At 34.9% G+C, this 14,731-nt stretch carries 10 protein-coding genes; 3 read left to right on the top strand and 7 right to left on the bottom strand.

What is annotated here, in order from left to right; genetic code table 11:
- Positions 1 to 6 precede the first annotated feature (6 nt).
- From pnuC to ACT3CD_RS12820, 3 genes are all read right to left on the bottom strand, one after another.
- Positions 7 to 624, bottom strand: a complete 618-nt coding sequence (gene pnuC, locus ACT3CD_RS12830) for a nicotinamide riboside transporter PnuC (protein WP_444646036.1) — start codon at positions 622 to 624, stop codon at positions 7 to 9.
- 80 nt (positions 625 to 704) lie between these two features.
- A complete protein-coding gene (locus ACT3CD_RS12825; RefSeq protein ID WP_444646035.1) occupies positions 705 to 2,255 on the bottom strand; it encodes a S41 family peptidase in 1,551 nt (516 codons plus the stop codon).
- A gap of 301 nt (positions 2,256 to 2,556) precedes the next feature.
- Positions 2,557 to 4,212 (bottom strand): phosphoethanolamine transferase, encoded by a 1,656-nt coding sequence (locus ACT3CD_RS12820; protein WP_444646034.1) that lies wholly within the window; start codon positions 4,210 to 4,212, stop codon positions 2,557 to 2,559.
- Positions 4,213 to 4,965: 753 nt separating this feature from the next.
- On the opposite strand from ACT3CD_RS12820, the gene ACT3CD_RS12815 reads away from it, so the two are divergent.
- A complete protein-coding gene (locus tag ACT3CD_RS12815) occupies positions 4,966 to 5,853 on the top strand; it encodes an ATP-binding protein (RefSeq protein ID WP_444646033.1) in 888 nt (295 codons plus the stop codon).
- Positions 5,854 to 6,242: 389 nt separating this feature from the next.
- Here the strand turns inward: ACT3CD_RS12815 and ACT3CD_RS12810 are convergent, their stop codons facing one another.
- Complete coding sequence (locus ACT3CD_RS12810) at positions 6,243 to 6,995, bottom strand: YdcF family protein (RefSeq protein WP_444646032.1); 753 nt, start codon at positions 6,993 to 6,995, stop codon at positions 6,243 to 6,245.
- 273 nt (positions 6,996 to 7,268) lie between these two features.
- On the opposite strand from ACT3CD_RS12810, the gene ACT3CD_RS12805 reads away from it, so the two are divergent.
- Both ACT3CD_RS12805 and ACT3CD_RS12800 read left to right on the top strand, forming a co-directional pair.
- Complete coding sequence (locus ACT3CD_RS12805) at positions 7,269 to 7,943, top strand: DUF2293 domain-containing protein (RefSeq protein WP_444646031.1); 675 nt, start codon at positions 7,269 to 7,271, stop codon at positions 7,941 to 7,943.
- A gap of 651 nt (positions 7,944 to 8,594) precedes the next feature.
- On the top strand, positions 8,595 to 8,831 hold the full coding sequence (locus ACT3CD_RS12800) for a hypothetical protein (RefSeq protein ID WP_444646030.1): 237 nt from the start codon (positions 8,595 to 8,597) through the stop codon (positions 8,829 to 8,831).
- Positions 8,832 to 9,074: 243 nt separating this feature from the next.
- Here the strand turns inward: ACT3CD_RS12800 and ACT3CD_RS12795 are convergent, their stop codons facing one another.
- From ACT3CD_RS12795 to ACT3CD_RS12785, 3 genes are all read right to left on the bottom strand, one after another.
- Positions 9,075 to 9,428 carry a 4-fold beta flower protein gene (locus ACT3CD_RS12795; RefSeq protein ID WP_444646029.1) on the bottom strand — a complete coding sequence of 118 codons (354 nt, stop codon included), beginning with the start codon at positions 9,426 to 9,428 and terminating at the stop codon, positions 9,075 to 9,077.
- A gap of 273 nt (positions 9,429 to 9,701) precedes the next feature.
- Complete coding sequence (locus ACT3CD_RS12790) at positions 9,702 to 10,118, bottom strand: GIY-YIG nuclease family protein (RefSeq protein ID WP_444646028.1); 417 nt, start codon at positions 10,116 to 10,118, stop codon at positions 9,702 to 9,704.
- 217 nt (positions 10,119 to 10,335) lie between these two features.
- A complete protein-coding gene (locus ACT3CD_RS12785) occupies positions 10,336 to 14,025 on the bottom strand; it encodes a hypothetical protein (protein WP_444646027.1) in 3,690 nt (1,229 codons plus the stop codon).
- Between the last annotated feature and the right edge of the window lie 706 nt (positions 14,026 to 14,731).

Here is a 14,731-nt window from a genome sequence, read left to right as displayed (position 1 = left end):
AGGCAATTATTGACAAAAATCATTTCTCATCGCCTTTTTCCATTTCACATACCCGACCACTGCCATAAGTGTGTACACTAAAAACAAAGCTGAAGTGATATAGAGACCTTTATAAATATACATAACCATTGACATGGCATCGATAACCACCCACAAAAGCCAATTTTCGAGTAATTTACGAGCCAACATCCAGGTTGCTACCAGGCTGGCTGCTGTTGTAAAGGCGTCTCCCAAGGGTAAATCAGATGGTGGTAAATTGAGCCATCTGGGTACAACCTTCAACACCACATAAATCAGCCCTAAAATAACGAAAATGGAAGCCGCAAATATCCAGTATTGAGAGACTTTTACAGACGTTGTTTTAAGCTCTGTTTCTGATTTCACAGAGGTCATAGCGTTCCCTAACCAATGAAACCAACCATACACGCTAACAATCAGATAATAACCTTGCAGCGCCATATCAGCATATAACCGACTACGAAAAAAAACGATTAAATAAAATGCAGAGGAAAGAAAGCCTACCGGCCACATCCAAATATTCTCACGAATGGAAAGAATCAAATAAAAAAAGGCGAAAATAGTTCCCACCAATTCAATCCAATGCTCAGTCAAAAAATGATTCATCGATTATTTTTGATGGTGCATTATTAATAGCTGCAAAAATAACCAAAATAGCGATTATTGGGCATTTTAATCACCCATTTTTACGGACGCACTAGTTCTTCTTCATTATTCGCAAAAAGCTGAATTGCTTTTTGGTAGGCGCCAACAGTCGGGTTAATAATTTCATAATAAGCACTATTACCCCACAAATTACGTGCTATAAGAGCCTTTAGCTGCAAGGCAATTAAATTATCAGCGGCGACATCAATGGCCAGTCCTATCATTGATGCTTCCTTTTGCACCTGAGTAATTAAGACATCGTCAACAGCAAAATCCTGCATAAAAGATCTAACATCCTTCCATTGCGGTTCAGTGTTATTATAAAAATCAAGGGCCACGCTACTTAGTACTCCATTAACCACCAAATCGCGATAATAATCGGAATATCCTGTAGTATCAAGCGGGACAAAAAAATCAGGCATAATACCACCACCCCCAAAAACAGGACGTCCGGCAACCAATGTTTTAAAACTAAGCGTTTCATTTACGTGAATACTATCTCTATTCCATAGTTCCCCGTTGTTATATCTATCAAGCACTTCTTCCTTATAAGAATCTTTGTCGTCGGAATAAGGTTTTTGAATGCAGCGTCCGGAAGGTGTATAATACTTTGCAATGGTGAGTCGCACTTCAGAGCCATCCGTAAGAGTAAACGGACGTTGTACCAAGCCTTTGCCATAGCTCCTGCGGCCAACAATTGCACCGCGATCCCAATCCTGAATCGCACCTGCCACAATTTCGCTGGCAGAGGCCGAATTCTCATCGATCAGAACCACCAATCCGCCATCAATCCATAAACCTTTAGACGTTGCCTTATGATCTCGACGCGATAGTGCAGCCCCCTCAGTATAAACCATCAACTTCCCCCGGTCCAAAAACTGATCAAGAATAGCCAACGCAGAGCTCATATAACCGCCTGTATTGCCACGTAAGTCCAGTATTAAATTTTCCATACCGGCCTTTTTTAGCTTTTTAAGCACGTCATTAAATTCTTTATTCGTGTTTGCTGCAAAGCGGCTGATCTTAATATATCCATTTGTCGCATCGGCCATATAAGAAGCCTCTATACTAGGGATTGGCACTTCATCGCGTACCACACTAAAATCCAACATCTTATCTTCACCCCTACGCACAATGGTAAAATCAACCTCAGTTCCTTTTCTTCCACGAAGCATGGCATACACATCATCTGAGTTAATACCAACCGACGCTACTTTTTCCCCATTGATAAACAGAATTCGATCACCGGTACGAATACCAACTTTCTCAGAGGGCCCCCCATTTATGGTTGATATAACGGTAAGCGTATCTTTTAAAATTAAAAATTCAATGCCAACACCTTCAAAATTGCCATTCAAAGCTTCGTTGGCCGCTTTAACTTCATCGGCAGGAATATATACGGAGTGCGGATCGAGCGAAGAAAGCATCGACCTGATTATTTCTTCTGCAAAAGCCGGTCTATCAATTGAATCAACATAAAAACTGTTAATTAATTGCCAGGTCACCTGAATATTATTTAAATCCTGATCGAATTTTTGGGCTTTAATGTTTCCAATGAAAAGGATAGAAAGAAATAACAACCAATATCTCATACACTAGTCAACTTATTATATCGTCTTCATACGATCATAAGACAAAATAGTTTTATGAACAACCAAAAATAAAAGGTTGAATAATCTTACTATACTTATGATAAACAATATTGTTTTTAAATTCTGCAAATTAATAATAATCACACAAATATGAAAATAATTAACTTTTTAAATATATTCTCGTAAATCCGTAAGCCAGAGGTTCACGATCAACCTATCAAAATAATTTCCGGGGATTTTAAATATTACTAAATCTATAAAATTTAATGGTTGAATTAAACTGAATATCAGAGACAGTCGTTTAGTCGATTTTCATTACGGAACCGTCAGGTTTTAGGAAGGTTCTCTCACCAACAACCAAACTATCAGACAGCAAATCGTATTTTAAATTGTGTAATTTTGTTTTAAAACCTCCTAAATCAGATAATGTATGAAACACTATTTCCGAAGAAAGTTTTTCGTCCTTAACTTGATTTAATCTATTAATTACATTTTGATCATAGTTGTCAGAATACCATACAAACATTGGAATTTCAAGTTCATACGCAGAAGGATCAGGTGTACCGTGCAAAAAAAGTTCTTTTTTATCATCGTAAAGATTCTCCCCATGGTCGGACAAATACATCATAATAGAAAGCTCATTATCCTTTTTCAGCCTGTTTATTATTTCAGATAAGAAATAATCAGTAAAAAGTATTGAATTATCATACGAATTTATGTATTTCGATTTGTATTTCACACCATTCTCAGCAATGCTAATGCTACCATCTATCTCCGGTTTAAAACGGGCAAACTCCTTTGGATATCTTAAATTATATCTATAATGACTTCCAATACTGTGAATAACAATAAATTTCCTATTAATATCATCTTTCAAACATTCATCGAGAACAGGCAAAGTCACTAAATCGTTATTCGACACATCTAATGTTTTAGATACATTTTTAAAAACGTCTGCACTCGTTGAATACAAACTATACATAGATCCAACAGAATAATTTTGATTTGTTATCCAATATGTTTTATAGCCAGCCTCTTTAAATGCTGCAATTAAACCTAACTCATTATAAACATCTTTGTAGTTAGCAGGCCCAACGCTTGACATAATCTGTGATACACTGGTAAGCGTGAAATTAGCACAAGTCGTAAATTTTGTAAACGCAATTAAATTATTTTCCTCTACAAGCCTTGGATTCGTTTTTCTTTTATAACCATATATCTGAAAGTTATCCCGTCTGGCTGTTTCTCCAATTACCAATACAATTACTTGATCATCACTGTTTGTTAAAACAGGGTTATATAAGAAATCGACATTATTTTCTTTAAACTTATTTACTTCCTTCACATCCTGATAAATATCCTCCAATTTGGAAATAGTCCCAACAGGAAAAGTTTTATTTAGCTTTACAAAAAAATAGTATTTAGTGATCCCCAGCAAGTCTGTTTTATAGGTTGTGTATGCTATTTTAAAATCTCTTATTAAGATTCCTGTTATAACTGCTAACGAAATAACACCTACAAAAAGTCTTATTTTACGACTAAGATGAAAAGAAAACTTCAGCTTGGACAGAAAGAATATGAACAGACCTATATACAAAACAGCTAAAAATACATAAGTAATATTTCCTCTTATAAGCTCAACAGCTTCATTCAAATTTGTTGCAAAAAAAGAATAATAATGCATTTCTGTCGACTGAGTACCTGTAATAGCAATGATATAAAGATCAATTAGCGCAAATGGCAACAAAGGAAGAAATAGGAGGAAAAAGACCTTTGGTTTTATAAAACTTAAAGCAAATAAAACAAGCGATAATGTATAAATAAAAAAAACAATTTTCTTGGTTATTGTGAATACCGCAGAATCTTCTCCTACACCTATAAAAATAATATTGGGAAGCATTACTATAAAGAGTAAAAATATAGCAATTACAAATTGTTTCTGTTTTTGAACCATCATAAATTAACAATAAAAGATTTAATACATCGTATTTTTAATAATTCCTTAACACTATTAGTCGATAAAAAATTTATTTTTCATTTAAGGATAAAACCTTACGGACTCTGGGTTTTTACTCATATGGTGTTTATAGGTATTCATGAGACGCATCGCTTCATTTACAGAAAAAAACGCGGCTGCAAATAATACGAAAAACAAATAGATTTATTATTAACTGCAACACAAAACTCTCCAAAAAGAACGATACCCATGCGTAATATTATATAATCATGGCTTATTGCATATTCATGAGAACTCTATTTACATTAACGATACCCCAATTATCGACACATTCATTATCAATAAATACATTTAAACAGACCAACAAGACTGCAAAACGCCTATCAAAAACATGCCATAAATAGTGACCGAAAATAACCATTTATATCATAATATCAATAAACAGGAAACATTTCATTCATAAGCCCTAGAGAGTCTATAGGCACCACTTTAGGGTAGCACCCTACACAACGTTTTTAAAAAAAAACCATTGGCAGATAAGCTAACTATATTTTGGAGGCTTACCCAGCTTCAATGCTCTGAATTTACTAGTGTAAATGATCATTTTGAAAGCGATCGTAATGAGAAAAAAATCCTTGATGGTACAGAATATCATCATTAAAGCCTTATCAAAAAACACTTAACATGTAACAATTGTTACAGAAAATACCAATCATACAACATTATCTTTGCATCATTAAAAAAGCAAAAACGATGGAAAGAGAGATGATTCATATTGATGAGACAATTTGCGATGGGTGCGGACAATGCATACCAGCCTGTCACGAAGGCGCATTGCAAATAATAGACGGCAAGGCCCGTCTCGTCAGTGATTTATTATGCGACGGATTAGGTGCTTGTTTGGGTCATTGTCCACAAGGGGCCATCACCATCGAAAAACGGGAAGCTGAGCCATACGATGAGATACAGGTGATGCAAAATACCATACCAAAAGGTAAAAACACCGTAATTGCGCATCTCAAGCATTTGAAAGACCATCACGAAACTGTTTTTTTGAAAGAAGGATTAGAATATTTACAATCCAACAAAGAATCGCTCCCTTTTAATTTTATGGACGTTATAAAAGAACTTAACGGGATTCATAAAGCAGTGCACACAGCCTGCAGTACCAACAGTTGCCCCGGATCGGCAGAAAGAGCACTAAAACCAACTGCCAACAAAACCTTTAGTCCAGTTGCAGCACCAACACATTCAACGGCTTCAGAATTACGTCAGTGGCCGGTGCAAATGCATCTGATCAATCCCTCCTCGTCAATGTTCAAAGGTAGCGATTTGGTTTTAGCGGCCGACTGTGCCGGATTTGCCATGGCTGATTTTCATCAACGCATTTTGAAAGGTAAGACACTAGCCATTGCCTGCCCCAAACTTGACCACGATCAGGACACCTATCTCAACAAATTGGTTCAACTCATTGATACTGCCAAAATAAACACACTAACCGTTGTTATTATGGAAGTACCGTGTTGCTCCGGTCTGCTTCAACTGGCCAAAAATGCAAGGCTGCAAAGTCAGCGTAAAATACCACTTAAAATGATTCGCGTTTCAGCCGAAGGGAATATCCTAAACGACGAGTGGCTTTAAATAGTGTTTGTCTATAAAGTCAACTACTTCGTTACGCTTGTCATAAAAACAGTCATTTACGAAAAGTAAACGCCTTGATTTTTATGACTTCGCAAGCCTTGTATTTGAGCTTTATATTTTAAACACTTAGGTTATGGACAGACGCTAATTAAACCGGGAAAGCCGTCCAGAATCCCATGCCTGCCCCGGAATTACCCCTTGATCAAAGCCATCATACGTACCATAAATTATCTTAAAAAAAAAGCAATCAGGCAGGTATAAAAAATGAATTGTAAACGCACAAAAATTGACGCGAAGATATGCTTTACGATCAAATACACACAACATTCGCACTAAAAAAGTCCAGGAAAGGCACATTAAACACCTAATGTACAATCTATTTTCATTGTTTAATATCGAACCTTGTAGGCCAACCAACCCACCCACTCTTTAATAAGTATTTGCCAGTTGATTAAAATCTGAGCCGAAGGCATAAAATAATCGGCAGGTACGGCCCTTTGTAAAGGATACATAGGATCGGCACCAACTGGGGTGACCTCAAAACCAAATTTATTAAAGCACCATTGCGCCCTTTTCATGTGCCAGGCAGAGGTAACCAGTGCTATTTTTTTTTGCCAACCGTTTCTTTCAAAAATCCGGGAAGTATACAATGCGTTTTCAAAGGTGTTTCGCGACAACGAATCAACTTCAACCTTCACTTGTGTTGAGACTCCCGCCTGGATCAAAAAATCAGATATAAAAGCCCCTTCAGGGCGCTCATGTAACAACACGGCGGCAGAACCGCCAGAAATGACCAAATGCGCCACCGGGTTTTGATGCACTATCGCCAAAGCTTGCATGAGACGGTCGCCACTTTGCCAAAAACGAACCCTCGCCGTTGGCTCATAATAAGAAGCCATTCCCCCCAAAACAACCACATTTATGAAGGAAGAATCATTGGCTGGAAGAGCAGTAGGAGCCGACTCCCAATGTCTTATTACTCCTCTAAAAATCATGGGATTGCTAAAAAACAAAAATATTCCTAAAATCGTCCAAAGCAACAATTTCCGCCTCTTTTTTAAAATAATAGCCAAAACTGTCAAAAGAACAATAATATTTAGAGGCGAAATAAGGAACGCCATCAACTTGGATATAATGAACATAATAGTTGTATTTATTTACACAAATTCAACAACACTAATTCTCTAATCTAGTAAAAAAATAAATCCCAGAATTTAATCGCAGAAGCATTAAAATTCGATTCATATTATCCCATATTTTAAGCATTCGGCGAAATACCGTCGATTCAAGAGGTTAAACCATTTTGACAGACAAAAATAGGAAAAAGATGAAATATAATTCAAAAGCCGAATTTATGGACAGCCACTGTTTAATGATTATCTTTCGCCTCAATTAAACAACAAGTAAAGCTATAGATGGAACCGCAGGTATGTATAGTAAGTATTGACGCCAATAACGCACTAATTAATAGCAAGGGAGAAAAAGTGACACCACCGGCCGATTGGGCATTTCTGCCCGCAGGCGATGCAGGCATCACACGTAAAGTAACGGCAAAAGGCATCTATTGGAGAGTACAAGTCAGGAAAGGACGCCGCACTATTTCGAAAGGTGTATGGGCGCCCACAGAGACAATCACTTGGGCCCGGGAACAGGTTACAGCATTACGAATGACAGAGAACTATCAAAAGGCCAAAATATCGGCAGCCCGGCGAAGAGACAAACAACAACAAACCTATGAAGCCGAATTTTTAGCAGCTGTCAAACAATTTCTGAACTTTCACCCCAAATACAAGCCAACTGAATGTTGCATGGCCGAAGCCGTTACAGCCCATACCATCCCGGTGGGTAGCGGCACCGTAGGACGAACGGCCATGATACCACTTGAAGAAAGAGCCGCCCGCGCCGTCATAGCCTGGATGCGTCACCAAACGACCGCTTACGACCACCTGAAAATTCAACGCATTAAAGGAGAACGAAGAAAAATACGCCACCAGCTGGCTGAACAGTCCACCATGCTGCTAAACAGATACCGTGAGGGATTAGCGATACACCCCGGCTGTCCGCTGCAAAAAGCGCTTAAAAAAATTTAAATCCCTGTTAGATTTTAAATCAGGAGTGTCCTGACACAACAGCCGTGAACATACAACCATCTCCCGCCTGGGTGTTTTTTTTTACTTTTACCATACGTATTAGACCGAATATTTACGTTCCATTTGAAATACAGAACCTTTAGTTAGTGTTTGGCTATAAAGCCAACTTCTGCGTTACGCTTGTCATAAAAACAGTCATTTACGAAAAGTAAACGCCTTGATTTTTATGACTTCGCAAGCCTTGAATTTGATCTTTATATTTCAAACACTTAGTTTATGGACAGACTCTCGTTAACCAGCTTCATTTAAATATGGCTTACACTCAGTGGTGTTCATACCTCCTTCCCATTCATCAAGGTCTACAGAAAATCTAAACCTGATGCATTAACTTAACGAACTATTGATTTAAAAACTAACAAAAAATCATTGAACAGAGATTGCACATTCTGTTTTATTCGGACACCCATTCCGGATTTATCCGGACACCTTTTCGGTCTGCAATTTTTCCAAAAATAAGTATAATTTTTTTTTACTATTTAGCGATCACTTTTTTCATGGATTCACCCATCATTTCGATACGGTAAGCGCCATTAACTAAACGATTCATTATCGCGTCGGCAACGGTAGGGCTCCCCAAAGGCCTACCGCTGGATGGTACGTTCAGTGATGGATGATCTGCTATTCTTTCACTACGACAAAGGCTCCCGGGCTCAAAAAGTAGTGGTCGATCTCTTAAAAAAGTTCCGGGTGGCAATTCAAACCGAGAGAGAATGGTTGACCTACGTCTTTAGCAAAATTGCCATGTACAACGCCAACTATGAATTAGACCTGGCTGAGCTGTTCCACATAATTGGAAAAAAACAACAAGTGTCAGAGTTTTCCAAATAATTCCAGGAGATTCCAGTAGAACTTAGAAAATTACAACACCCGGGCAGGTATTCACCGCTTGGGTGTTGTTTTACTTTTCCTATACGTATTGGCCGAATACTTACAGACAATGAGAAAAGCTAATAATTAATCTATTTTTGTATTTTCATGACTGATTTAGAAAAAAAGTGAACGGATATGGCCGTTTTTTATGGGGGGATATTAACCGTTTTTTCCAGTCATACTCCTATATATTGGCGGTAGTTATTGTCCTTGTTTCAGAAAATCTTTCAATGGTAAAGATGATATAGAGGAACTATCAAAAGGTTTAAATGGAGCGAACTCTTTAAATGACTTAAATGGTTTGAACTGCTTAAATGATTTAAACGGCTCAAATTTAGCATTTACCGGGACACTTGACTTCGTAAAGCCACTTTTCTCTCCTTCATGATTTCTAATTATACTATCATTAAACCAGCCAAGATGCTTACCATTAAAACCATAAATATTTTCGGAATCTAAATATGCTACAGGTGTTCCGTCCCAAAGATAGATGGTATTTTCATCTTGTATTTCTATATATGCTACAGGATTTCCGTCTTTATCAAAAAGTGTCATAATATTAAAATTAGTATTTATTAAAGAGTGGAGAGGGGGATTCGAACCCCCTTGCTACTATCTTGATAAGCTTATTTGCTATATTCATATTTTATGAGTCATATTTGTCTAAGGCTCCACATAACAGCACCCACTCCTACAATTATGCTTTTTAATGAATTCATAGTATTCTGATTTTTTAGTCCATTAATAATATTACTTAAAATGAAGCTAATCCAAAACTCTATGCCCATAACAACATTATACAACAAATCAACTTCTAAACACAAGCTTTTATCCTACAGTAAAAGAACTATCTATGAATTTGTTCTTTCCAGAAGTATTTACATTTGTTTTATGAAAAGGGAAATTATTAACACACTCTGTATTTTCAACAGGTTTATGATGGTTGATATAGGCTGCTTCAACTCTAACCCTAGAGTAGTCATCAACAGGCGTAAAACCAAAACAAAGTACTTTACCTTGTCTAACATGTTTTTTCCAATCATCAGTTTTTTCGTGATTTGCAACTCTATTATTTGCGTTGTCAGATTCGCCGATATATATTAATTTGTGTATTGTGACTGTTTTGTCTGCAACATTATGAGTGCATTCATAAACGAAATACACACCTGATTCTTTCGGGAGTCCACTTTTATTTGGTTCTCTCCAATAACCATCATGTTCTTGATTAAAAGTTTGTTCTGCCATAATAAATATACTTTAAAATTAGAGTTAATGTCTCTTTTGCCTAATTACCGCCAACGTTGCGTGCAAGATGCGTGCGAACGACAGTCAGACGAAGTATTGACTGTCAGGCTATAAGTAATTTGCTACGAAGCTATGATTTATTAATTTAAATTTAGCCGCATGCATTTTGCATATGTTAGCGTTTCGTTGTTTTATCTTTATACATTTCTCTCAGATATTATTTACTTATTCCAAGTATTGTCAATGCACTGTAATAGCTTTCTAAAACTAATTCAAGCTTTACACCCATTAGTTTGAACTCTTTTCTTAGAAGTAACTCAGTTATACGATACGGCTTTTCCATACTTTGTCCTTTTAAAAGATTTACAAGCGCACTTGTTGATTCTTGCTTAAACAAATCGTTAGGTATAACAGGATCCATAGCCATTTGCTTCAAAAAACTGACAATAGTAAAAATTGTATTCTTGTTTGGAATCAATCTCAGCGCTGTATTATTGATGCAATGAGCAAAATTGTTAGGTTGGTCTTTAAATTTCTTGTTGAATTCTTGAATTAAAATATTTGATTGAAATGTATGACCAACGTATTTGTTTTTTACAAATTCAATGCAACACACATCATCCCCATGTTTAGTTGATTTTACATACAGTTCAGAACTTATTGTTTTCCTGCTTTGAACAGGGAAAAACTTAAAATATATGGAATCGTCAGTTAAAAGAATCCGATTTCCCTTCTCCATTACTAACGAAAGATTCTCAATTATAAAATTCATGAATGTTTCGTTTTCTATCTTACCTTCTAATTTGCGAATTAAATCGAGCTTACTTGCGACAATGATTTCAGTACAATTCGAATTTATCCATTCTATAAGCCGTTGCAAATATATAACATTGCTATTTGAAGCTTCTTCAAAAATTTTATCACCAGTAACTCCATCCAGTGTAATATTTATTGACATCTTTTCTTTAGGTTCCAGCTTTTCTTTTTTTAGAGATGCACGTATGTATTCTATAACTCCTTTTGCAACCAGAAATTTATGTTCAAATACGATGTTATGCTCTCTTGATATTTGATGTAAAATAAGTATGGAACTAAAATCAAGAACAATTTCAACATCTTTTGCTAAGATATTCTCAGGATAATAAATCATTGGAATTTGAGTAATTCCATCTTTAAAATTTATTAAGTTGAAATAACCTCCCAAATAATCTGAGTTATATATTTGAATGATTATTTCAGTAAATGATAAATTAAAATTGTAATAGTTTTTAAAGGCGTCATCTTGTCTATCTTTTTGAATTGTTCCTTCTGCACCAAATAATTCCATGAATGTTTTATTTAAGCCCTCTGGTGAAGTATCTTTAAATTCAATTGATTGCATTGGAAAGCCTGAATATGGATTTAATTTCACGTCCTCAAGTATCTCATCATGTAAGCAGAGATACTTATCCATTATTCTAAGTATTTGAACATTATCAATAGTTTTAACCATTGGGCGTTCAATACTAACTATATCCCCAGTTTTATGACCAAGTAACTTTTCTGCTAGAGAATTTCCTTTATTAATTTTTAAGAATTTAGTCCTATTGTCAATTGAAAATTTGACATAACTGCCTAACTCAACAATTTCTTTTTCTTGTATAAATTCTTTTGGCATTTGTGTTGTCGCAAAAAAATAATCCATACGAGCTTGAACATTGCCAGTATCGGTCGCTTTCTTGTATAGAATATCTAATGCGATTTGATAAAATTTATTTTCAATTAATACTCTACTTACATATTGAACATGACCATAGAATTTAAAATCATGAGTTCTAAAAACCTCAGCAAGCTCTTCAATTTTCTTTACTTTACCTTTTATATCTATTTCATTTAACGAAATTAGTTTCAGTACTAGGAAAGGTTCATCGCTCGGATGTTTGAACAGGTAATTCTCTGAAATAATTAGGCATCTATCCCAATCGGGTAATTGGCGACAAACATCAGCTTCAACTCTCAATAATTCTTCATTAAAGGAGAAATCATTTCTCCAAATTGCCAATAATTCAAGAAGTTCCTTGTGATTAGAAAGCGATTTTTCTAGAGCAAGAATATAAAAGTATAAATCGCGAGATTGCTTATATTTAGAAATATATTTTCTAAATGATGATATAGCTAAATTCCACTTTTCAAGTACAAAATATGAATAAGGGATATAAAATTTAATGCTAGAATCGAGTTTTAAGATTTCGCCTTCAATTGACTGTAACTCTTGAATATTAAAGTCTATATTTTCTCTTTTAAGAATTTGAATAAAAGAGGTAACTAACTTTCTTAATTCTTCAGTCTCAAATTCTTTATTGGTCAAAAAATCTGCAACCTCAATGTCATTTATTCTATTATTTTGATACAGAATTACGGGAATCGATAAAATACTTTCACTGGAATTTAAATCAATTTTGGCAATTGAGTTAAGAAGTTCCTTGGATACTCGTATGTAATTTTCAATATCAGACATTTTAAGGTAACAGAAGGCTTCAAGATGAATAGTTTCAATAAACTTAGTTTCTTGCTTGTTAATAACTGCTATTGCTTCTTCTACTTTGCCAATCAATTGTAGGGAATTTACTAACATCATCAATAGAGATAAGTCATGATTATTTATTTCATCATACAATGACTTCATTTTAAGAACTGATTCTCTACTTTCTGTCAAAACAAATTCTGTGAAATAGTAACAAAATTCAACCGTTTTATAGTTGGCTATAATCTCTGATTTAGACATTTCTTTCAAGAAATGCCCTAATATTCTATTGGTATATTTAATAAAGCCTAAATCATCTGTATGATTTCTGGTGAATTCAATAAAATGGGCTCTTAACAATTGAGATAGAGCAATCTCAATAACAAATAAAGCTTTTTTATAATTAGTTAAAGTGAGAGGTTCTTCTTCGTCGTAACTTACATTTAAGAACTCATATTTATTGAATATTTTCATTTGATATGCAAAATCGGAACCATTTAATATATTTAGGTAAACCAACCTTTTAAAGTTCCAATTAGTTCTAACCATTGGGGGAGTTTCCAAAATAAGGGATTCTAAATCCTTACCTTCATTAAGGATAATTTTAACTGCCCATGCCACCGAATTAAATTCATCATATTTTAGAATCTCTTCAATCAAATTATTCGATTTCTCTTTTTCTTCGGTTTTTGAATATGAATAACAAGCCTTTTCTTTGATTTGGATTGTAGCAGAATTTAATCGGTTAGCTTTGATATAGCTTTGGTACATTTCTTTTGCCTTGCCAATTAATTCATAGCACTGCGCTTTTAAAAATTCAATATATGATAATAGGCTGTCAGAAGGTGTTACATTATTGAAAACAAAACTTTCTTCAAGTTTAAGAAGCAAGTTAAGTGCCGTTTTAGGTTTAAAGTTTGAAATACTTTCTTTATAAATAAGAAGCTGTCTTTTCCATTCTTCTTCAAGAAGGTTACTACTTTCAGGAAGGTTATTCTCTATAAAATCAGTAAGTTTTTTATTTGTGTCTTCAACAGTGTCTTTTATACTTGAAAGAAATGACGCCTCGTTCCTGTACCTTTCCAAATCCTTAATTTCCTTAATATAATGGTATGCAGCATTATATTGGGCTAATGCTTCGTCAAATTTTTCAAAAAAAGAATTTAACTCAGGGCTTTGATTATTTATGTCAGCAAGAAGTTCTGGCTCAGCAATAAATTTATTAAGAGTTCTTTTAATTTCATTTCTCTTTCTTTCTCGAATATCATCATTTTTGCACCAAAAAATTAAAGCTTCCTCAAATGCGTTTTTGATTTCTTTTTTAACTATTCCTTGTGATTTATTGTAAATATCTAGAGCAATCCCAGCTGCTATGCTTATTCCGAAAGAAGAGATAGGTTCCATAAAATTTATTTTATGCATTTGATTTAGTTGTCTTTATATGTCATATTTATCCTAATGTTAAGTGATTTTACAATGAAACACAACGCATCCATAACGCCACCATCGTTTACCCTAAAAAAATCATTGTATTTATACTGTCTGTTGCCGTAATTTTCTAAAAAAAAAACACCGAATTTACTAATTCGGTGATATTTATCAAACAGGTTGAACGGAAATTGTTAAGGGTTAAAAGGAAGTGGTGGTGTACTAAAATAGACAAATAATCAAAAACAGGTCCGGAATGGGGGCTTGTCAGCGGCCAATGATCTACCTTTAAAGTGAGGCCCGGAATGTTCAGCCCGGATAATCCGAAGCAAGCTGAACCCTCTGCTATGTAACGCTTGACAGTTTCAGAAATCAAATTATGTTGTCGCGCTTCGTTTTTCCATTTGGATTGGGTTATAAGCATGAATTTATTGACTCAATTAAAACCCATTCAGGAAACTGTAATATTTTAAACAGAACGAAAAAATCCAATTCACTGCTTAAAAAATTTCTGAGCCCAAAATAATTTTGATTTGACGTCCTAAAAAATTTTAGAGCCCAATTCAATTTTGATTTGACGTCTTAAAAAATTTTAGAGCCCAAAACAATTTTGATTTGACGTCTTAAAAAATTTTAAAGCCCAATTCAATTTTGATTTGACGTCTTAAAAAATTTTAGAGCC

The sequence above is a fragment of the Geofilum sp. OHC36d9 genome (assembly GCF_052400685.1).
Classification (GTDB): domain Bacteria; phylum Bacteroidota; class Bacteroidia; order Bacteroidales; family Marinilabiliaceae; genus CAZHHH01.
The sequence above is the reverse complement of the archived record's forward strand: the minus strand, read 5'-3'. Positions and strand labels throughout refer to the sequence as shown.

What these genes read in the sequence shown, in the direction of transcription:
- ACT3CD_RS12810 (WP_444646032.1), bottom strand. Translation starts at nt 6,995, where the DNA reads ATGTTCATTATATCCAAGTTGATGGCGTTCCTTATTTCGCCTCTAAAT.
- ACT3CD_RS12785 (WP_444646027.1), bottom strand. Translation starts at nt 14,025, where the DNA reads ATGGAACCTATCTCTTCTTTCGGAATAAGCATAGCAGCTGGGATTGCT.
- ACT3CD_RS12805 (WP_444646031.1), top strand. Translation starts at nt 7,269, where the DNA reads ATGGAACCGCAGGTATGTATAGTAAGTATTGACGCCAATAACGCACTA.
- ACT3CD_RS12800 (WP_444646030.1), top strand. Translation starts at nt 8,595, where the DNA reads ATGGTACGTTCAGTGATGGATGATCTGCTATTCTTTCACTACGACAAA.
- pnuC (WP_444646036.1), bottom strand. Translation starts at nt 624, where the DNA reads ATGAATCATTTTTTGACTGAGCATTGGATTGAATTGGTGGGAACTATT.
- ACT3CD_RS12815 (WP_444646033.1), top strand. Translation starts at nt 4,966, where the DNA reads ATGGAAAGAGAGATGATTCATATTGATGAGACAATTTGCGATGGGTGC.
- ACT3CD_RS12795 (WP_444646029.1), bottom strand. Translation starts at nt 9,428, where the DNA reads ATGACACTTTTTGATAAAGACGGAAATCCTGTAGCATATATAGAAATA.
- ACT3CD_RS12820 (WP_444646034.1), bottom strand. Translation starts at nt 4,212, where the DNA reads ATGATGGTTCAAAAACAGAAACAATTTGTAATTGCTATATTTTTACTC.
- ACT3CD_RS12825 (WP_444646035.1), bottom strand. Translation starts at nt 2,255, where the DNA reads ATGAGATATTGGTTGTTATTTCTTTCTATCCTTTTCATTGGAAACATT.
- ACT3CD_RS12790 (WP_444646028.1), bottom strand. Translation starts at nt 10,118, where the DNA reads ATGGCAGAACAAACTTTTAATCAAGAACATGATGGTTATTGGAGAGAA.